The sequence below is a fragment of the uncultured Lactobacillus sp. genome (genome assembly GCF_902491705.1).
In the GTDB taxonomy this organism is placed as follows: domain Bacteria; phylum Bacillota; class Bacilli; order Lactobacillales; family Lactobacillaceae; genus Lactobacillus.
The window spans coordinates 1-19,845 of the sequence record NZ_CABUIW010000010.1; the positions used below are offsets into that span (position 1 = coordinate 1).

General features: G+C 36.4%; 23 protein-coding genes. 15 read left to right on the plus strand and 8 right to left on the minus strand.

Annotation, left to right across the window (positions count from 1 at the left end; translation table 11 throughout):
* Nucleotides 1-115: 115 nt before the first annotated feature.
* Together RDN22_RS03275 and RDN22_RS03280 are read left to right on the plus strand one after the other, a co-directional pair.
* The gene (locus RDN22_RS03275) at nt 116-670 is read left to right on the plus strand and encodes a nuclear transport factor 2 family protein (RefSeq protein WP_308555871.1); all 555 of its coding nucleotides are present in this window, start codon (nt 116-118) and stop codon (nt 668-670) included.
* A gap of 82 nt (nt 671-752) precedes the next feature.
* The gene (locus tag RDN22_RS03280; RefSeq protein WP_308555873.1) at nt 753-1,475 is read left to right on the plus strand and encodes a PAS domain-containing protein; all 723 of its coding nucleotides are present in this window, start codon (nt 753-755) and stop codon (nt 1,473-1,475) included.
* Between the two features lie 70 nt (nt 1,476-1,545).
* Here RDN22_RS03280 and RDN22_RS03285 read toward each other — a convergent pair whose 3' ends face one another.
* The 5 genes from RDN22_RS03285 to RDN22_RS03305 all read right to left on the minus strand — a co-directional run bounded on the left by RDN22_RS03285 (nt 1,546) and on the right by RDN22_RS03305 (nt 4,441).
* Nucleotides 1,546-1,992, minus strand: coding sequence for a GNAT family N-acetyltransferase (locus tag RDN22_RS03285; RefSeq protein WP_308555875.1), 447 nt, complete (start codon nt 1,990-1,992; stop codon nt 1,546-1,548).
* The gene (locus RDN22_RS03290) at nt 1,976-2,428 is read right to left on the minus strand and encodes a MarR family winged helix-turn-helix transcriptional regulator (protein WP_308555877.1); all 453 of its coding nucleotides are present in this window, start codon (nt 2,426-2,428) and stop codon (nt 1,976-1,978) included. Before RDN22_RS03290 ends, RDN22_RS03285 begins: the two co-directional genes overlap by 17 nt.
* 134 nt (nt 2,429-2,562) lie before the next feature.
* Nucleotides 2,563-2,997, minus strand: coding sequence for an Rrf2 family transcriptional regulator (locus tag RDN22_RS03295; RefSeq protein WP_308555879.1), 435 nt, complete (start codon nt 2,995-2,997; stop codon nt 2,563-2,565).
* Nucleotides 2,998-3,021: 24 nt separating this feature from the next.
* On the minus strand, nt 3,022-3,876 hold the full coding sequence (locus RDN22_RS03300) for an NAD(P)H-binding protein (RefSeq protein WP_308555881.1): 855 nt from the start codon (nt 3,874-3,876) through the stop codon (nt 3,022-3,024).
* 91 nt (nt 3,877-3,967) lie between these two features.
* Nucleotides 3,968-4,441 carry a pyridoxamine 5'-phosphate oxidase family protein gene (locus RDN22_RS03305; protein WP_308555883.1) on the minus strand — a complete coding sequence of 158 codons (474 nt, stop codon included), beginning with the start codon at nt 4,439-4,441 and terminating at the stop codon, nt 3,968-3,970.
* A 129-nt stretch (nt 4,442-4,570) separates the two neighbouring features.
* Between RDN22_RS03305 and RDN22_RS03310 the strand changes: the two genes are divergently transcribed.
* From RDN22_RS03310 to RDN22_RS03325, 4 genes are read left to right on the plus strand one after another with little or no spacing between them, the layout of a single operon-like run.
* A complete protein-coding gene (locus RDN22_RS03310; protein ID WP_308555885.1) occupies nt 4,571-4,870 on the plus strand; it encodes a hypothetical protein in 300 nt (99 codons plus the stop codon).
* Between the two features lie 19 nt (nt 4,871-4,889).
* On the plus strand, nt 4,890-5,660 hold the full coding sequence (locus tag RDN22_RS03315) for a protein-ADP-ribose hydrolase (RefSeq protein WP_308555887.1): 771 nt from the start codon (nt 4,890-4,892) through the stop codon (nt 5,658-5,660).
* Nucleotides 5,605-6,510 (plus strand): Sir2 silent information regulator family NAD-dependent deacetylase, encoded by a 906-nt coding sequence (locus RDN22_RS03320; RefSeq protein WP_308555889.1) that lies wholly within the window; start codon nt 5,605-5,607, stop codon nt 6,508-6,510. Before RDN22_RS03315 ends, RDN22_RS03320 begins: the two co-directional genes overlap by 56 nt.
* 55 nt (nt 6,511-6,565) lie before the next feature.
* Nucleotides 6,566-7,738 (plus strand): chloride channel protein, encoded by a 1,173-nt coding sequence (locus tag RDN22_RS03325; protein ID WP_308555891.1) that lies wholly within the window; start codon nt 6,566-6,568, stop codon nt 7,736-7,738.
* 25 nt (nt 7,739-7,763) lie between these two features.
* Here the strand turns inward: RDN22_RS03325 and RDN22_RS03330 are convergent, their stop codons facing one another.
* Both RDN22_RS03330 and RDN22_RS03335 read right to left on the minus strand, forming a co-directional pair.
* On the minus strand, nt 7,764-8,279 hold the full coding sequence (locus tag RDN22_RS03330; RefSeq protein ID WP_308555893.1) for a hypothetical protein: 516 nt from the start codon (nt 8,277-8,279) through the stop codon (nt 7,764-7,766).
* An 87-nt stretch (nt 8,280-8,366) separates the two neighbouring features.
* Nucleotides 8,367-8,681: a hypothetical protein gene (locus tag RDN22_RS03335; RefSeq protein ID WP_308555895.1), complete on the minus strand. Its 315-nt coding sequence runs from the start codon at nt 8,679-8,681 to the stop codon at nt 8,367-8,369.
* A gap of 354 nt (nt 8,682-9,035) precedes the next feature.
* On the opposite strand from RDN22_RS03335, the gene RDN22_RS03340 reads away from it, so the two are divergent.
* The 3 genes from RDN22_RS03340 (at nt 9,036) to RDN22_RS03350 (ending at nt 12,287) form a co-directional block, all read left to right on the plus strand.
* Nucleotides 9,036-9,308: a hypothetical protein gene (locus RDN22_RS03340; protein ID WP_308555897.1), complete on the plus strand. Its 273-nt coding sequence runs from the start codon at nt 9,036-9,038 to the stop codon at nt 9,306-9,308.
* A 61-nt stretch (nt 9,309-9,369) separates the two neighbouring features.
* Nucleotides 9,370-10,605: a serine hydroxymethyltransferase gene (gene glyA / locus RDN22_RS03345; protein WP_308555899.1), complete on the plus strand. Its 1,236-nt coding sequence runs from the start codon at nt 9,370-9,372 to the stop codon at nt 10,603-10,605.
* A gap of 89 nt (nt 10,606-10,694) precedes the next feature.
* Nucleotides 10,695-12,287, plus strand: a complete 1,593-nt coding sequence (locus RDN22_RS03350; protein ID WP_308555901.1) for an APC family permease — start codon at nt 10,695-10,697, stop codon at nt 12,285-12,287.
* Between the two features lie 43 nt (nt 12,288-12,330).
* Here RDN22_RS03350 and RDN22_RS03355 read toward each other — a convergent pair whose 3' ends face one another.
* The gene (locus RDN22_RS03355; protein ID WP_308555903.1) at nt 12,331-13,161 is read right to left on the minus strand and encodes a Cof-type HAD-IIB family hydrolase; all 831 of its coding nucleotides are present in this window, start codon (nt 13,159-13,161) and stop codon (nt 12,331-12,333) included.
* Between the two features lie 112 nt (nt 13,162-13,273).
* Between RDN22_RS03355 and RDN22_RS03360 the strand changes: the two genes are divergently transcribed.
* The 6 genes from RDN22_RS03360 (at nt 13,274) to alr (ending at nt 19,813) form a co-directional block, all read left to right on the plus strand.
* On the plus strand, nt 13,274-14,902 hold the full coding sequence (locus RDN22_RS03360) for an alpha-glucosidase (RefSeq protein WP_308555905.1): 1,629 nt from the start codon (nt 13,274-13,276) through the stop codon (nt 14,900-14,902).
* Nucleotides 14,903-15,001: 99 nt separating this feature from the next.
* On the plus strand, nt 15,002-15,247 hold the full coding sequence (locus tag RDN22_RS03365) for a type B 50S ribosomal protein L31 (RefSeq protein ID WP_308555907.1): 246 nt from the start codon (nt 15,002-15,004) through the stop codon (nt 15,245-15,247).
* 124 nt (nt 15,248-15,371) lie between these two features.
* A complete protein-coding gene (murF, locus tag RDN22_RS03370) occupies nt 15,372-16,739 on the plus strand; it encodes a UDP-N-acetylmuramoyl-tripeptide--D-alanyl-D-alanine ligase (RefSeq protein WP_308555909.1) in 1,368 nt (455 codons plus the stop codon).
* Nucleotides 16,740-16,752: 13 nt separating this feature from the next.
* Nucleotides 16,753-18,243 (plus strand): DEAD/DEAH box helicase, encoded by a 1,491-nt coding sequence (locus tag RDN22_RS03375; RefSeq protein ID WP_308555910.1) that lies wholly within the window; start codon nt 16,753-16,755, stop codon nt 18,241-18,243.
* Nucleotides 18,244-18,323: 80 nt separating this feature from the next.
* Nucleotides 18,324-18,683, plus strand: coding sequence for a holo-ACP synthase (gene acpS, locus RDN22_RS03380; RefSeq protein ID WP_308555912.1), 360 nt, complete (start codon nt 18,324-18,326; stop codon nt 18,681-18,683).
* Nucleotides 18,683-19,813, plus strand: a complete 1,131-nt coding sequence (gene alr / locus RDN22_RS03385) for an alanine racemase (RefSeq protein WP_308555913.1) — start codon at nt 18,683-18,685, stop codon at nt 19,811-19,813. Before acpS ends, alr begins: the two co-directional genes overlap by 1 nt.
* Nucleotides 19,814-19,845 lie beyond the last annotated feature (32 nt).

Here is a 19,845-nt window from a genome sequence, read left to right on the forward strand (position 1 = left end):
ATATGTTTAGTATACTCTTTTTTCTATGAATAAAATATTTGACTTCCTATAAGAAGCTCCTGTTAAGACTGCTGTAAAGAATATTCGTGCCTTTGAAGATGGCGACAAGGTATTCTTGCAAAATGCTTACAACTTTGCTGGTGCAGGTGACCAAGTTGCTTTCGATGTCTTCCGCTTTAATGATGATGGTTTGATCGCAGAACACTGGGACAACATCGCTGATAAGGCGGCTCCAAATCCATCTGGTAGAACTCAAATTGATGGTACTACTGAAATTAAGGATCTTGATAAGACTGAAGCTAACCGTAAGGTAGTGGAAGGTTTCTTATACGATGTCTTAGAAGGTAATAATCCTCAAAAGACTCCAGATTACTTTGACGGTGACAACTACATTCAACACAACACTGGTATTGCTGATGGTTTATCCGGCTTAAGTGCTGCTCTTGAAGAAATGGGTAAGCAAGGTATTCAAATGGTTTATACCAAGGTTTACCAAGTTCTTGCACAAGGTAACTTTGTTCTTGCAATGAGTGAGGGTACTTTTGCCGACAAGCCAACTGCTTACTACGACTTGTTCCGTATTGAAGACGGTAAGATCGCAGAACACTGGGACATTATGGCAACTATTCCTGACAAGTCTACTTGGAAGAACGAAAACGGCAAGTTCTAAAAATTAATTAATCTAAAAAGCCCTACTAAGATAAATTAGAGGGCTTTTAGTGTTTGGTATAAAAGAAAGATAGGTAAGAAAAATGATTGAGAAACATCCTGGTTTACAATGGCTAGCTGATATGGATCAAAGTGAAGTGATGAAGGAAGACTTCGACGCAGAAAAAGGCGGTAAATATACAGTTAAAGGTATTGATCCTAATGATGATAATTGGCTAAAAAAAGCTAGTAAAAAAGTTAATGCTGCTAAAGGTGATGATTATGTTCAATTAGATTCAGGGCTTTTAACAGTAAATCAAATTAATTGGATGTTGCGCAACAGCATTGGTGAAATGACTTTTTGTGATGATAATCATCAATTGAAGTGGTATAACCGCAACCCAGATCCCAATTATAAGATGCTATCTAAGAGACGCCCTAATCAATTGGGACATACTATGAATGATGTTCATCCTCATGTTGGCAATGTGATTAGATATGCCAAGCAAGTATGGTATGGATTGCGTAATAAATTTAGAGGTCATGATGAAATCTGGACTCCGGTTGCTAAATATCATGGTGCACCAATTCAACATTATCAGTGTTACAAGCGTGTAGAAGATGATGAAGGAAATTTCCGTGGTATTTTGGAGTACTCAGTCGATTTAAAACCTATCGTTGACTACTATCTTAAAACAAATGGTTTGAAGGCTGTAAAAGATCCAAATCCACAAAGGCCAGATCATGTTGCAAGTCCTGGCGATTTGAAGCTAGATGAAAAAGAAGAAAATATGACTGATGCTACTACAGGCGCTAGTCAACATTAGAATATCTATTTGTATGAATTATAAATCCTGCTAATTCAGGTCTATGGACCAAGATTAGCAGGCTTTTTTTCTATACTGCGGCATGCGTCATGATAACGTGCGGAGTTGATTCGAAAATAAATGGTTTTCCATGACTGACAAAGCCGAATTTTTGATAATATCCTTCAACTTGCTTTTGAGCTTCAATTTCAATTGTCTTATTTGGAAAGTATTGGTTAATAGCAGCCATTATTTGCTTTATTAACTGGCGACCCAAGCCTTTCCCGCGAGCTTGTTTACTGGTGACGACTCTACCAAAAGAAACTTTAGCACCGTCTTCGATTAAATAGATTCGAGCATAAGCTAGGACATTATTGTTTTCATCCATATCAAATACGTGAATTGCTTTAGGATCTTTGTCATCAACTTCTTGATAAATTCGATTTTGCTCTACGACAAAGGTAGCAGTGCGCAAATACAGTATTTTGTATAGTTCAGTGGTAGTTAATTCATCAAACTTCTTAGTCTTCCATGTCATTCTTAGTCCCTCCAAAAATCAATTGATTGATCTCCATAATGTCATTAAAGTATTTTTCTTTTTGACTAGCTGACAAGTGATCCAATAGATTGTTTACTTGTTTATTTGAGTTTTCGTTAACTTCATTAAAAACTTGGGTTCCATGATCTGTTAATTGAATCTGAACAGAACGTTTATCTTCTGGGGATGGTCTTTTAGTAACAATATCTTTTTTAACTAGGTTGTTGATAATTCGACTAGTGTAGCTTTTATCCATCTGCAGATTATTTGCGATAGCCATAGGAGTGGCATACTTGTTTAATCCAATTTCAATTAATATGCGGCCTTCAGGCCAAGTTAAGTTCATATTGAAAATATTTTTGTTCAATATACCTAAAGCTTGGGTGTAGTGGCGATTGAATTCTCTGATTTGGAATATTTGCTCTTTAGATAGCATGTTGGTGTCTCTTTTTCTAGATGAATTAAAAATATAATAATTCATTTAGTGGACTTTGTCCACTAAATGGCAAAAATATTTTTAGTAAAAACATCAAAAAAGGCTTCAACTTTTTTAGTTGAAGTCTTTTTTTGTTAATTCTCTTTATTCTTCTGTCTTTCAAGAATATCGCCAATAACGTCAGCCAGACTAATCTGCTTCATTCGCATATAAGCAAATTCTTGAATTTCATCATAAAAATGATCAAGAGATGCTTGAATATTACCACCAACAACACATTTGGGATTTGTCTTCGGATCAATGTGAAGAAGAGTATGATCCATGTTGATTGCTTGGTACACATCATATAAACTAATGTCTTTTGGATCTTTCTTCAAAGTAGGGGCAGCTTTACCTTTTTTAGTTTCAATAATGCCAGCATTACGCAAATCAGACATTAACTGACGTACAATACTAGGATTTGATTCAATACTTGCGGCAATTGCTTTGCTTGAAAGATCGCCATCTTTATAAATATCTAAATAGCTGAGTAAGTGGATGGCGTCACTTAATTTGTAAGAATATTTCATATGGCTATTGTAACTTGTTATTTTCTAACGAGCAAGGATTTCCTTAATTGCATCTTCAATAGGTGTTAAATGACCTAATACTTTTTCTAGATCATCGCTATTTTCATCAAGTGCACCAGTATCAATTGGTGATTGGAATGAAGAGAAGAGTGCAGCAGTTGCATGATCTGAACCAGCAGATTCAAGGTAAGAAGTGTATTCATCGCTTGAAACTTGCTTGATTTCAAAGTCGTTTCCAGTTGCCTTTTGAAGAGCATGACCTAAGTCTTCGTAAGTGCGAGCCTTTCCAGCGAATTCGTAAACTTCCTTAGGATTTTCACTTGCTACAACTTTAGCAGCAGCTTCTGCATATTCACGTTCAAGTGCCCAGCCAGCGTGGTTGTTAGCCCAGTAAAGAGCAGGACGGTTAGCAGCACCACTTTGCAAAAAGCCAATTTCGTTTTCAAGGTACCAGTTGTCACGCAAGAATGAATGATCAATGCCAGCATCTTTAATAGCATTTTCAGTAAGTTTGTGGTCTTCAGCCAATGGTGTTGTTGAATTTTGTGCGTCTGGGAAACTTGTGTAAGCTACAAACTTAACGCCATTATTTTTCATAGCGTCTACAACATTTTGATGTTCCTCAGCACGACTGATCTTACCGCCAGGTTGTGAAGAGATGAAGAGTACACGATCAATACCCTTTAAGGCATCATTCATTGAATCTAAATCTTCATAGTCACCATGGCGAACTTCATTGTTAGGGAAAAGTTTTTCTGCTTTTTCTTGATTACGTGCGACAACTACCACATTGTCAGCACCAACTAATTCGTTTAATTTCTTTACAGCAGCTTGACCAAAGTTACCAGTTGCAGCAGTAATTGCATATTTTGTTGTCATGAATAAAAACTCCCTTTCAAAAACATGTATTTTTAAAACTTACATGAATTATAATAGCACATGTTTATTTATTGTCAACACGTATTTGGAATTATTTTTGAAAATCGAGGCTCTTTTTGAAAATTGGTTGCTGACGCAAATCGTAAATTGATCCGTTAATTGGAGTAATAGCGAAGGGACGCAAGATACTGCGACGTTCAGAATGATTAGCAGAAATTTGCTTCATTTCTGGTCTTGTGGCAAAAATTTCATCCAAGTATTTTTGATCAACTTCCTCAGCAATTCCGTCTAAAGTAAAGCCGACACTTGATAAAGTTTCTTCACCTTTTAAGCCAGTAATTGAAATACGTGGATGGTTCTTAAGCCGATTATAGAAGGCTTTTTGATAAGTGGTGGCAAAAATTAATTTGTCATTATCTTTGATTTCAATATCAGCTACATTAGTGTGAGGATCACCATTTTGATCTACTGTGCCAAAAATTACTGATTGAAATGAATCTACTATTAATGATAAAAATTCATCATTAGTTATTGAGTTATCTAACATTGGAATTGATTTACGCATAATTATCGCCTTTCTTTTAACATCAAAATATTCAACTATAGGTTATCATGTTAATTTATTATTGACAAGAATACAGGTAGAAATATATACTATATATGTTAAAAATAAATTGACATGATGGAGCGAAAAATGTATCAAGTAATAGAGCGACATTTATTGAAGAAGCACATTAAAAATTTAAAGACCGCAAGTTTGTTTAAAACCTACGGCAAGATTATTAATGAATTACAAACTGATCCATTAAAGAGAACTCATCACTTTGAAATCCTAGAAAAACGTAGTCCCAAGCCTAATCTTTATTCAAAAAGAATAAGTCAAAATAATCGAATTGTGTATTCAGTCGATCAAGTAAAGAATGTAGTAACTGTTTTTAGTGCATGGGGACATTATGCTAGTGGCAATCAGTCTTTAATTCACCACAAATTATGAAAGAGAGAAGAGGGATAGTATGGATCAAGAAAAACGTAGAGTTTACTTAATAAAGAAGCTTTTGGCAGAAAAGCCAGAATATCGAGAGATTAAAATTCCTAAGCATGAAAAGATGCAGAAGATGCTACTCCGTGCTTTGTTTAACGTACGTGAGCCTAAAAAGATGGATTTTAAATTCAAGCTTATTCAAGATCAATATTTGCGGATTGAGAATTTTAATAAGGGCGTTGTTAAATGTGATTCATTTAAACCTGGAATTTCAATTTGGCAAGGCGATATTACTCGTTTAGGCGTAGATGCAATTGTTAATGCAGCTAATAGTGGTATGACGGGATGTTATCAACCAAATCACGCATGTATTGATAATGCAATCCATACTTATGCCGGAATTGAATTACGCAATAAGTGTGATGAATTAATGCAAAAACAAGGTCATTTAGAAGAAACTGGTAAAGCAAAAATCACACCAGCCTACAACTTGCCTAGTAAGTATGTAATTCATACTGTAGGTCCAATTGTGCAGGATCAAGTTACAGATCTTGAAAAAGAGCAACTGAGAGATAGCTATTTAAACTGCCTAAAAATTGCGGATGAAAATAAAGTCAGAAGTATCGCATTTCCATGTATTTCAACTGGCGTTTTCAGTTTTCCAAATGAATTAGCAGCTGAGATCGCAGTTAAGACTGTGCAAGAATTTTTACAAAAGAAGAGTAACGTACAAAAGGTGATATTCAATGTTTTTAAAGAAAAAGATCGAAGAATTTACGAATCCTTACTTAAGACAAATTGATGAATTAAAGAATAAAATTGAAGAAGCAGATTATGTTGTAGTTGGTGCTGGTTCAGGATTATCTACATCAGCTGGCATGACTTATGACGGAGCAAGATTTGATAAATACTTCTTCGATTTTAAAGAAAAATTTGGCATCCAAGATATGTACACTGGTGGATTTTACGATTTTCCAACTCCAGAAGCATACTGGGCTTTTTGGAGTAGAAATATTTGGATTAATCGTTATATGGCAGCACCTAAGAATACGTACGAGGATTTATTATCACTAGTTAAAGATAAAGATTACTTTGTCATTACCACTAATGTCGACCATCAATTTCAATTAGCTGGCTTTGATAAACAGCGCTTATTTTATACTCAAGGTGACTATGGTTTATTCCAAAAGAAGGATGATCAAGACCACACTTTTGATAATTATGCTTTAGTAAGAGCAATGATTGAGTCACAAGGGTTTAAAATTAACGACGATAATAGCTTATCTTTCAAAAAGGAAGATATAAAAACAGAAATCACACCAGAATTAGCTGAGAAGGCTAAGGATTATGTCCTTAATCTGCGAATTGATGATGATTTTGTAGAAGATCAAGGCTGGCATCGTGCAGCTAGTCGATTCAATACTTTTATTCAGAACTGCAAAGGTAAAAATGTGGTATTTTTAGAACTCGGGGTAGGGATGAATACTCCTGTGATTATTAAGTATCCATTTTGGAGTTGGACTTTGGCAAATTCTGAAGCAAGTTTTGCCACTATTGATGCTAAGAGAGTGATCTATCCTAAAGAAATAGCTGATCGCACTGTCGCAATTAAGGGCGATATTGATTTAGTTCTAAAAAGTCTTGATTATTAATTAAAAAGATTCTTTGATACAATTAGTATATTTCAACAAGGGGATGATACTAGTTGTGCGAAGAATAAGTAATGCAATATATGCAGTTGTTTGGAGTGCTATTATTGGCATGATTACAGCCGGCTATTTAAACTTAATTAACTGGATTATTCAAATGATCTGGGGACAATATATGGCTGCTCCATCTAAGAATCTTTGGTATCCATTTATTATTTGTATTCCGTTCGGCTTTTTAATTGGCTTCTTAAATAATCGTCTAGGTTCGTATCCTTTAACCATTAAGGAAGTATTATTTTCAGTAAAAAAGAATGGCAAGGTCAATTATCATGATTGGTGGAAAACTGCCGTTTTAGGACTGTCCTCATTAGGCGCTGGCGGCAGTATTGGTCCTGAAGCTTCAACCACTGTTATTGTGAGTGGGATGATCAATTGGCTAGGCGATCGATTGCGCTGGGCTAGACAATTTAATAAGAATATTTGGCTTGCTAGAATGCCAGACCAAGAACTAGAAGATAGTCAGCGATTTGGATCACTGTTTAAAAATAAAAAGCTAGAAAAATTGATTATTTCGCTACTGGTAATAATTGGTATCATGGGTGCCGCAGTTATTTTTAAGTTATTCCCAGAAAATGGCGTATTTGGCATCCATAATCGTGCAATTCACTGGTCCTGGATAAGTTTAGTTAATGTAGTGCCAGCGTTAGTTGTAGGACTGATTTTTGGCTATTTCTTTGTTCATTTAGAAAATTGGTTCTCAACTTTAATCAATGTTCGAATCCCTAAAATCTGGCAAGGTGGTATTTTTGGCATCATCTTAGCCTTAAGTTCATTATTTAGTATCGATATGCTTTTTTCAGGAGAATTTAGAATTGTTCCTTTTAGTGATAAGATGCTTCAATTCTCCGTTCTATATTTGTTAATTATTGGTGTAGGTAAAGCGATCATTACTAATTTGGGCTTCGTGATGGGCTGGCGCGGAGGAACGATTTTCCCAGCAATCTTTTGCAGTGTTGCAGTTGGCGGTGCCCTTGCTCAAATGCTTCCAGGTGATCCCCGAATTGCCATTTCAATTGTGTTAACTACTAGTTTGATGGTGATTCTAAAAAACGCACCACTAGTAATAATTTTGCTGTCATTGTTAATTTCAATTCAATTAGCGCCAATAGTGATTGCTGTGTCACTAGTGATGGCTTTAGTTCAAAAAAGAATAGTTAAACAAAAAAGCTAGAAGATGATTCTTCTAGCTTTTTTCATTATTTAGTTAACTTATGTACCTTATGAGCGATGACCATTTCCTTGTTACGATCCTCATAAATAGCATCTTTGACATAGTTCCAAGGTGCCATTAAGCGGTCCTTACTATTTTTACGGAAAAGGAAATCTGCATGGTGATTGTCTAGGTGTCGCAAATATCTCTTAGCATTTTGAATATGAGTATGATGCTTTAATGCGAGTCTAGGCTCGAAGTCGATAATTTTATGATCAGCATTGAAAACTGGTGTAACTCTGTGGTGCCAGTTCTTGATGTCGGAAATGTGTTGGCTGACCTTTTTACCAGCTTCTACAATATTCTTCTTAGTGGCCAAACTATTCTGATCTCTTAACTCTGCATGTGGATCTAGATAATAGTTTCCTAAACCATCTTGCCGATAAAGTCTTAATTTCTTGAACGATTTGTTCTTTTTATCCATTTTAACTTCGATAACATCACCATTAACGTGATTCATTAAATACATGTGATGTTTTTTAGTATAATTAACTTTTCTCATGATCAGAATTTCACCCCTATTCAACCTAAAAATTATAAACATATTTTTAGTGGATGTATAGCAGAATAACACAAATTTTTGATTAAATCATCTCAAAACGTTTTCTAACTCTTTACTAAACTCACTTTTTTGTAAAGTAGTTGTTAAATAATAGACAGTAGCTTGCTTATCGTGAACGGTAAAAGCTATTCTGACAGATCCAGTATTGCCTAAATTAAGCCGCATTTCATAGCAGGGAAGATCATTGATTTTTCTTCTGGTAGCTAACTTCACCTTACTCATGCCAGTTTGAGTTTCTTTTTCAATAGCAGAGCCGATTTTATTTTGAGCTAATTTTTTAGTTTGAGGATGTTTTTTAAAAAAGGCCTTGCAACCATTTTTATCAAAATTAAGGTCAATCAACAACACCACTTCTTTCTATATTATAATTTTACTTTTTTTATAAAAGAACTTACAAGATTTTATCTAAGAGTAGTTTTTTTACTGTTTAATAAGGAAAGAAAGCGTAATATTATAAAAACGGCGTTTAATTATTATGAAAACGGTGTTACTGTGAAGCTGGACGTTATATAAAGATAATTATGTTTCTATAATTTGTTGTATAAAAAACATGCTTAGCTAGTTAAATAGCTAAGCATGATGTCCCATAATATATCCGTTCGCAGTACTGCGAACGGTTTTATTTTAGAAAAAATTTTCCAAAAAGAAAAGGGTATTTTGGCATTTTTTTGGAAAAGTAATTGAAAGGACATAATTATGCGTTTGATTCCTGTTAAACAGGCAACGACTATACTTAAGAAAATGTGCAGTCCGAAAAGCACGTATCAAGAAATAAAGTTATTAACGGCTAAGAAAGATCGCTCAATTACAGTTAAAAATGATGGTAAAAGTCTGACTTTAATTGAAGATGGTTATTTGCATTTAAATAAGAGCTATTCACTAGATGATCCCGCTGAGTGCCGGCATGCATTACTTGCTGCTTTTAAAAAAGAATTTCCACGTAGTAATCGGGCCTATTTAATGCAGTGAAAAATGGCAAATAGTATAATTTTAGATATAGATGAGCAAAGTTAAAAAAGGAGGCCTTTCTTTGAAATACGCAGAAAAATCACCAGCATTGTGGGATGCAATTCACAAAGAAGAAAAACGACAACAAGATACGATTGAATTAATCGCTTCAGAAAATATTGTTTCTGATGCAGTTAGAGAAGCCCAAGGTTCAGTTTTGACCAATAAATACGCTGAAGGCTACCCTGGTCGACGTTATTACGGCGGCTGTCAATATATCGATGAAGTAGAACAACTAGCAATTGATTATGCTAAGAAGCTATTTAATGCAAAATTTGCTAACGTTCAACCTCACTCTGGTTCTCAAGCTAACATGGCTGTTTACCAAGCACTTTTAAAACCAGGTGACGTAATTTTAGGAATGGGCATGGATGCCGGTGGTCACCTTACTCACGGTGCTAAAGTTAACTTCAGTGGTAAAGAATATAAATCTTATTCATATGGCTTAAACATTGAAACAGAAGAACTTGATTTTGATCAAATTCGCAAGATTGCACTAGAAGTTAAGCCTAAGTTGATCGTAGCGGGTGCTTCTGCATACAGCCGTATTATTGACTGGCAAAAGTTCCGTGAGATTGCCGACGAAGTTGGCGCATATTTAATGGTAGATATGGCTCATATTGCTGGATTAGTTGCTACAGGACAACATCCAAGTCCAATTCCAGTTGCCGATGTTGTAACAACTACTACACATAAGACTTTACGTGGTCCTCGTGGAGGAATGATCTTATCTAATAATCTTGAAATTGGTAAAAAGATCAACTCCGCATTGTTCCCAGGTATTCAAGGTGGACCACTTGAACACGTTATTGCTGGTAAAGCGCAAGCTTTATACGAAGATTTGCAACCACAATTTACTGATTACATTAAGCAAGTGATTAAGAATGCTAAGGCAATGGCTGAAGTCTTTAATGAATCAGAAAATATTCGCGTTGTATCTGGCGGCACTGATAATCACTTGATGATTATTGATATTACAGATACTGGTTTAACTGGAAAAGATGCACAAAAGTTGCTTGATTCTGTAAATATCACTACTAATAAGGAATCTATCCCAGGCGATAAGCGTAGCCCATTCATCACTAGCGGTTTAAGAATAGGTACACCAGCTGTTACTAGCCGTGGTTTTGATGAAGATGATGCTAAGAAGACTGCTTCATTAATTATTGAGATTTTATCTAATCCAGAAGATGAAAAAACGATTGAACATGTAAAAGAAGAAGTTCACGCTTTAACGCAAAAACATCCTATTGACTAAAAAATAGACTAGCCCCGGTTTTCGACCGGGGCTCTTTTTGTTATAATTTAAAGCTAAAACAAGAGGGTAAGAATAGGATAAGTGATTATTTGGAAAAAATAAAACGACATAAAATAGGGCTGTTTTCAGCCATTATGCTGGCACTTAATTCACTGATTGGTTCAGGCTGGTTATTTGGTTCAGGTTCGGCTGCCAAAATAGCTGGTCCAGCTGCCATTCTTTCGTGGATTTTAGGTGCCGTAATTATCATTGCAATTGCGTTAACGTATGTAGAACTTGGTTCGATGTTTCCTGAAAGTGGAGGAATGAGTCGATACGCACAATATAGCCACGGGCCACTCTTAGGTTTTATTGCAGCGTGGGCTAATTGGATTTCTTTGGTCACGCTGGTACCTATGGAAGCTGTGGCTGCCGTGCAATATATGAGTTCATGGCCATGGTCGTGGGCTAATTGGACTAAGAACTTTATCAAGCATGGCGACATTACTTTTGAAGGAATTGGTGTTGTATTTATTTTTATGCTCATTTTTACCATGATCAACTTCTGGTCGGTAAAAATTATGACGCACTTCACTAATTTGATTTCAATTTTTAAGATTTTGCTACCAACGTTAACGATTATTGTCTTAATCTGTAGCGGCTTCCATGCACAAAACTTCGGTTCAAATATTCATGAATTTATGCCATATGGTACACGGTCAATTTTTGAAGCGACCTCAGTTTCAGGAATCATTATGTCTTATGATGCCTTTCAAACTGTGATTAACATGGGTGGCGAATTGAAGAATCCACGTAAAAATATTGTGCGTGGGGTACTGATTTCAATGCTGATTACGGCTGCAATCTATATCATGCTTCAAGTTACCTTTATTGGTGCAGTGGAACCAAGCATGCTTGCTAAAGTGGGCTGGCATGGAATTGACTTTACTTCACCATTTGCGGATTTGGCAATTATTTTAGGAATCAATTGGCTAGTAATTTTGCTTTACCTTGATGCGTTTGTCTCGCCATTTGGTACAGGTGTCGCATTTGTAGCTACTGCTTCAAGAGCACTTGCTGCGATGACTCATACGCGCCATTTGCCAAAATGGTTAGGACGACTTAATCAAAAGTACTTAATTCCTCGTTATGCGATGGTCTTGGACCTGATTTTAGCTGCGATTTTGGTTAGTTTATTTAGAAACTGGAACTTGCTTGCAACAGTAATTACTGCCGCTACGTTAATTGCTTATTTAACCGGTCCAGTTACTGTAATGACTTTGAGAAAAATTGCTCCAAATCTTGATCGTCCATTTAAGCCACGCTACATGCCATGGCTTGCACCAATTGCTTTTGTTTTAACCAGTCTGGCAATCTATTGGTCAATGTGGCCAACGACTATTCAGGTTATTTTAGTAATTGCTTTGGGCTTACCAGTTTATATTTATTATGAAATTCGCTACCAACATTCAAACTTAAAGGCTCAATTAAAGCATTGCTGGTGGATGATTGTTTATTTGATCTTTATGTCGATTATGTCATACATTGGCAGTAGCGGTTTTGGCGGACAAGATTTTATTAAATATCCATTTGATTTTGTGGTGATTATCATCGTTTCACTTGGCTTTTACTACTGGGGAATTCATTCAAGTTTAGAAAAGCTTGATCCTTATGCAGAAAATATCGCTAAAAACAAAAAATAATCAAAAATAAAAAGTTGTTGAGAAAATTTTCTCAGCAACTTTTTTATTTATTGGCTTCATTTAAATAGCGATTAAGCACCTTGAATACGCCACTGTCGTTGTTACTTGGAGCAATATATTTAGCTATTTTTTTAACGCTGTCTTGGCCATTTTCCATTGCGTAGCTAAAGCCGGCCAGTTTCAGCATTTCAATATCATTTTCACCATCACCAAAGGCAATCAATTCGCTTCTTGGCACATCAAGGTAAGCTAAGAATTCTTTTAAGCCAGTAGCTTTGTTAACGCCTTGAGGGATGATATCCATATAATTCCATCCACTAGTTGTGACATGAATTTTTTCAATACTACGGCTGTTAAAACCATATTCTAATTCATGTCTAACCTTGCTAGGGTAGTCGACAGTAATCTTAGTATATTGATCATTTTCTGGGATTTGAGCAAAATCATCGATTTCAATGCTGTTAGGGTAGAAGTAGTGGTGAGATCTTTTGAATTCTGCTGGCGTACTCTTTAAAAAGTATGAGTGTTTAGCGCCGCTGACTAAAAGCGTGTCAACTGAGCCGGGGTAGCGCAATTTCATGTAGTCGATCAAGTGCAAGATGCCTTTTTTAGAAAACGTGGTTGTACGAATAATCTTGCCATCGCGAACAAGAACAGCACCGTTATCTGCTACAAAGTCGACTGAGTCGATGAAGTCTTTGAAGTCATCATTAAGTCGTCCTGCAGGGCGGCCACTTGCAATAATGAAGTGTGCGCCGTGTTTGTGTAGACGATAGAGAATTTCGCCAAACATTTCATGATCGTATTCTTTTTGATCATTTTCAAAAGTACCGTCGACATCCACAGCGACGGCTTTAAAAGGAAGTTGTTTCATTTAATTACCTCTAAAAATTTTGATACCGTTAACAGTTTACCATTTCTTGCAAGTGCTTACATATATTCTTTATATTAATACTAAAAGAATATTAGAACTAGAGGTATAAATTATGACTCCATGGTGGAAAAAAGCTGTCGTTTATCAAGTTTATCCTAAGTCTTTTCAAGACAGTAACAACGATAGCGTAGGTGACTTAAAAGGAATTATCTCAAGATTAGATTACTTAGAAAAATTAGGCATTGATGCTATTTGGCTTTCTCCAGTTTATCAATCTCCTGGCGTAGATAATGGTTATGACATTTCAGACTACGAAGCAATTGATCCACAATACGGCACGATGGAAGATATGGATGAATTGATTAAAAAGGCTAAAGAGCACCATATTAAAATCGTGATGGATTTAGTAGTTAACCATACTTCTGATCAACATAAATGGTTTATTGAAGCTAAAAAAGGAAAAGACAATCCATATCGTGATTATTATATTTGGCGTGATCCAGTTGATGGACATGAACCTAATGATTTGAAATCAGCCTTTTCAGGTTCCGCTTGGAAATATGATGAAAAAAGCGGTCAATATTACTTACACTTTTTTGCCGATCAACAACCAGATTTAAATTGGAAGAATCCAGAATTACGTCACAAGATTTATGACATGATGAATTTCTGGCTAGACAAGGGTATCGGCGGTTTCCGTATGGACGTAATCGAATTGATTGGTAAAGATCCTGATAAAAAGATCCGTGAAAATGGTCCAATGCTTCACCCATACTTGCAAGAGATGAATAAGGCTACTTTTGGTAATCGCGACGTAATGACGGTTGGTGAAACCTGGAATGCGACACCTAAAATTGCGGAAGAATATTCAGATCCTAGTCGCCACGAGTTATCAATGGTCTTCCAATTTGAAAATCAAGCTTTAGACCAACAACTTGGTAAAGAAAAGTGGGATTTAAGACCACTTAACTTAGGCGAACTTAAAAAAGTTCTAGTTAAATGGCAAACAGAAATTGATTTTGATCATGCCTGGAACAGTTTATTCTGGGAAAACCATGATATTCCACGTGTCATTTCTCGCTGGGGCAATGATAAGGAATATAGAGTTCAATGTGCTAAGATGTTTGCGGTTGTTTTGCATATGATGCACGGCACACCATATATCTTTAATGGTGAAGAAATTGGAATGACTAATCGTCCTGTAAAAGATATCAGTGAAGTTGAAGATATCGAAAGTATCAATATGTATAATGAGCGCTTAGCTGAAGGATATGATAAGGATGAATTAATTCACGCAATCAACGTGAAGGGCCGCGACAATGCAAGAAGACCAATGCAGTGGAATGATGACAAGAACGCCGGCTTTTCTAGTGCTAAACCATGGCTCAAAGTAAATCCTAACTATAAGGATATTAATGTAGAAAAGGCATTGGCAGATCCTGATTCAATTTTTTACACTTATCAAAAATTGATTAAATTGCGTCATGAAAATCCAATCGTAGTCGATGGTGATTTTGAACTTGTACCTGATACTGGGGATGCAGTTTTAGCATATTACCGCGTCTTAGATGGTAAGAAGTGGTTAGTAGTAGCTAACTTATCAGGTGAAGAGCAGAAATTTAATTTAGATGATAAGATTAATCCACTAATCAGCAACTATGAAGAAAGAGATAATTTGAATAATATTACTCTTAAACCATATGAAGCATTCGCAGGTGAGGTAATAATAAGTAGTAATTAAAAAATTGCTTGAATTATTAACTTGAAGATGTTATTCTAGTCTACGTTAATCGATTAATCTATGATCTGTAATATGGTCATGGCAAAGGAGTAATAAATTATGAAACAAGGTATTCATCCAGATTATCAAGAAGTAGTTTTCATGGACTCAGCTACTGGTGCTAAGTTCTTAGCTGGTTCAACTTTGAAGCCACAAGAAACTATTGACTACGAAGGTAAGACTTACCCATTAGTACGTGTTGAAGTTTCATCAGATTCACACCCATTCTACACTGGCAAGCAAAAGTTTGCTCAAGCAGATGGTCGAATCGAAAAGTTCAACAAGAAGTACGGCTTGAAGAAGTAAGGCTTTATCTGGTGGAAGCAGTCCCATTGGGGCTGCTTTTTTTGTTATAGAATATTTGGCAGAATACTTGAAAGACAGTATAATGGTGTCTGTATAAAATTGTTTTTATGGGAGTAAAGATTCAATGAAAATGCAAATGGCGGAAATTGCCAAGGCTTTAAATACAACTTGTGAAGGTGACGATCAAACAGTTATTACTTCTGTTGCCTTTGACTCCAGAAAGATCACAAATGGTGGTTTGTTTGTACCACTTGAAGGTGAACGTGATGGACATGATTTTGTAGCTGGTGCTATTAGTAATGGTGCTTCTGCTACACTTTGGAAAAAGGGTCACCCTAATAAACCAGAAAATATTGCAGTAATCGAAGTAGACGATCCTCTTAGTGCAATGCAAGATTTAGCTCGCTACTACTTACGCAAGGTTAACCCAACTGTTGTTGGAATTACTGGTTCAAATGGTAAGACTACTACTAAAGATATGGTAGCAGCAGTTTTATCCAAGCGTTTTAACGTTCATAAGACACAAGCCAACTTTAATAATGAAATTGGTGTGCCAATGACCATTCTTGAAATGAAGCCAAATACTGAAATTTTGGTACTTGAAATGGGAATGGACAGACCAGGTCAATTGCATCACTTAAGTGAATTGACTCATCCTGATGTATGTGTAATTACAATGATCGGTGAAGCTCACATTGAATTCTTCGGTACACGTGACAAGATTGCAGATGCCAAGATGGAAATCACTGACTTCTTGCGTGAAGATGGTGAATTTATCTTTAACGGTGACGAACCATTATTGCAAGAACGTGCTAAGAAGCTTGATCAAGCTAAGGCTACTTTTGGCTTTAGAGAAGAAGATACAGTACATGCAACTGGTTTTAAGAGCTACATGCACCATGCTACCTTTACTATTAACGATTCAGAGCAAAAGTTCTCAATTCCAATGATTGGTAAGCACAACGTTTCAAACGCTATGGCTGCTATTAGTGTTGGTCGTCACTTTGGCGAAAGCGATGAAGAAATTGCTTCATCATTATCTAACTTCAAGCCAACTGCTAACAGAATGGAATGGGAAAAAGGCGACGCTGGTGAAGCAATTATGAGCGACGTTTATAATTCTAATCCAACTGCCGTTAGAGCCGTTGTTACTAGTTTTGGTCAAGTTGAAGTTAAAGATGGCGGTCGCCGAATTGCAGTATTGGGCGATATGCTTGAATTAGGTAAGAACTCTCCTGCACTTCATGCTGGTTTAAGTGATACATTAGATCCACAAATCATTAACGAAGTATATTTATACGGCCCAGAAATGAAGAACTTGTACGATGCTCTTCAAGATAAGTACGAGCCAGAACATTTGCATTATTATACACAAGAACAAATGGATCGTATGATTGACGATCTTAAGAATGATATTAAGTCGGACGATATTGTTGTGTTAAAGGGTTCGCACGGGATGCACCTTGAAAATGTCTTAGCCCGACTAAGATAGGAGAATAATTTTTTTGAAATTTTCAGAATTAGGATTAAACGATGCGCTTCTTAAGGCGATAAAACGCTCAGGTTTTGAAGAAGCAACTCCAATCCAGGAACAAACTATTCCACTTGCTTTGCAAGGCAAGGACGTAATTGGTCAAGCCCAAACTGGTACTGGTAAAACTGCTGCTTTTGGTTTACCAATTTTACAAACTATTGATAAAAAAGAAAAAGCAATCCAAGCAATCATCATCGAGCCAACACGTGAATTAGCTATTCAAACTCAAGAAGAACTATTCCGTTTAGGTCGCGATGAACATGCACATGTACAAGTGGTTTACGGCGGAGCTGATATTGGTCGCCAAATTCGTTCTTTGAAGCACCATGTGCCATCAATTTTGGTAGGTACTCCAGGACGTTTATTAGATCACTTAAAGCGTGGCACAATCGATTTAGACAAGGTCAAGACAGTTGTCTTAGATGAAGCAGATGAAATGCTTGATATGGGCTTTATTCAAGATATCGAAAGCATCTTGAAATATGCTAAGAATCGCAAGCAAACTTTGCTTTTCAGTGCTACCATGCCTAAGCCAATCTTGCGTATTGGCGAAAAATTCATGAACAATCCTGAAATTGTTCAAATTAAGGCTAAAGAATTAACTGCCGATTTAATCGATCAATACTTTGTACGTGCTAAGGAATCAGAAAAATTCGATATTATGTGTCGTTTGATTGACGTACAAGGTCCAGACTTAGCCTTAGTCTTTGGTAGAACTAAGCGTCGTGTAGATGAACTTACACGTGGTTTACAAGCTCGTGGCTATAATGCTGCAGGAATTCACGGTGACTTGTCACAAGCTCGCAGAATGGCAGTTTTGAAGCGATTCCGTGAAGGAAAGCTTGATATTTTAGTTGCTACTGATGTGGCTGCTCGTGGACTTGATATTTCAGGCGTAACTCACGTTTACAATTACGATATTCCACAAGACCCTGATTCTTATGTTCACCGTATTGGTAGAACTGGTCGTGCCGGTCAAAACGGAATTTCAGTAACTTTTGTAACGCCAAATGAAATTGGCTACATGAGAACTATTGAACAATTGACCAAAAAGAAGATGTCACCACTTCGTCCACCTACAGATGATCAAGCACTTCGTGGTCAATTGAAGCAAGCTAAAGCCGAAATTGAAGACTTGATGAATGGTGACTTAGGTAAGTACACTCAAGATGCTAGTGAATTACTTGATAATTACTCAGCTCTTGATTTAGTTGCCGCATTTTTGAAGAACCTTTCAAAGGATTCTACTGATATTAAGGTTAAAATCACACCAGAAAAGCCACTTCCATATAAGGGAGACGGCCGTCGTCATCGCGGAGGTCGCGGCAAGCGTCGTGATAATCGTGGACGTGGTAATGGCAATCACCGTCGCAACAACCATAATTATCGCCACAATGGTAATCGTGGCAAGCGCGGTCGCGGCAATGGACATGAATTTGTCATCAAGAATAAAAAAGATTAATTTTTATCCTAAAAAAGAAGTTGTAACTATTACAGCTTCTTTTTTGTATTATAATTATGTCATTGTGTGAGGTGAAAATAATGATTAAAGGTGTAGGAATCGACTCAATTGAAGTTGAGCGAGTTAAGAAAATTGTCGAAAAAGGCGATCTTTTTGCTAAAAAAGTACTGACTCCTAATGAATTTGCCCAATATCAAAAGATGAAGGGCAAGCGAAAAGTTGAATATCTTGGTGGTCGTTTTTCACTGAAAGAATCTTTTTCTAAAGCAATGGGAACAGGTCTTGGTAAATATGTCGGTTTTCAAGATGTAGAAACCTTGTGGGATGATTTAGGTCATCCCGTAATGACCTCAACCAAGTTTGACGGAAATATTTTTCCAAGTATCACACATGATAATCATGAAATTATTACATTTGTAGTTTTGGAGGAAAAGGAATAATGGTTCCAGGCTATCATCGCCCAGCAGTAGTAAAAGTAAATTTGGGTGCAATTAGAAGAAATCTTGAAAATGAAATGAAGCATCTTGAACCAGGTCAAAAGATGTTAGCAGTTGTTAAAGCTAACGGTTATGGTCATGGTGCAGTTGAGGTTGCTAGAGTAGCTGACGAAGTCGGTGCTGCTGGTTTCTGTGTTGCTATTTTGGATGAAGCTTTGCAATTGCGTCGCAATGACATTGTTAAGCCAATTTTGGTTTTGGGTGTTGTTTCTCCTGAATATGCACCAATTGCAGCCGCAAACGATGTTTCATTAACTGTTCCAAACTTGGAATGGCTTAAGGATGCTGAAAAGTATTTAGCAAAAGAAAACTTGCAACTCAAGATTCACTTAGGTATCGACTCAGGTATGGGTAGAATCGGCTTTAACGAAGACGATGAATTTATCGCTGCCAACAAGTTCTTAGAAAATAACGATAACTTCTTTGTGGAAGGCATGTTTGCTCACTTTGCTTCTGCTGATAGCAGCGACGAATCTTACTTTGAACATCAACTTAAGAAGTTCAACCATATGAAGAGCTTATTAACTGTAAAGCCAAAATGGATTCATGTATCTAATACTGCCGCAAGTATTTTCCATAAGAATATCAAGAGTGATTTGGTTAGATTCGGAATTGGAATTTATGGCTTGAACCCATCTTCTAATCCTAATTCAGCTGATTTGGAACCTGCTTTTAAGCTTGAACCTGCATTGTCATTTGAAAGTGAATTAACTCATGTTAAGACTATTCACAAGGGTGATGGTGTTGGTTATGGTTCAACATTTGTAGCAGATAAGGATACTATTATTGGTACTGTTCCAGTTGGCTACGCTGACGGCTGGATTAGAAAATTCCAAGGTTTCAAGGTTAAGGTTGGCGACAAGTATTGTCCAATTGTTGGCCGTGTCTGCATGGATCAATTCATGGTTGAATTGCCAGAAAAGATGCCAGTTGGTACTGAGGTAGTGCTTATTTCTAATAATCCTGATGATCCAAACAACATTAAGGCTGCTGCTGATTATGTTGATACTATTCACTATGAAGTAGCTTGCTTATTAAATGATCGTTTGCCACGTGTTTACTACGAAAAGTAATTTTGAACAAATAAAAAGAGCTTCTAGAATTA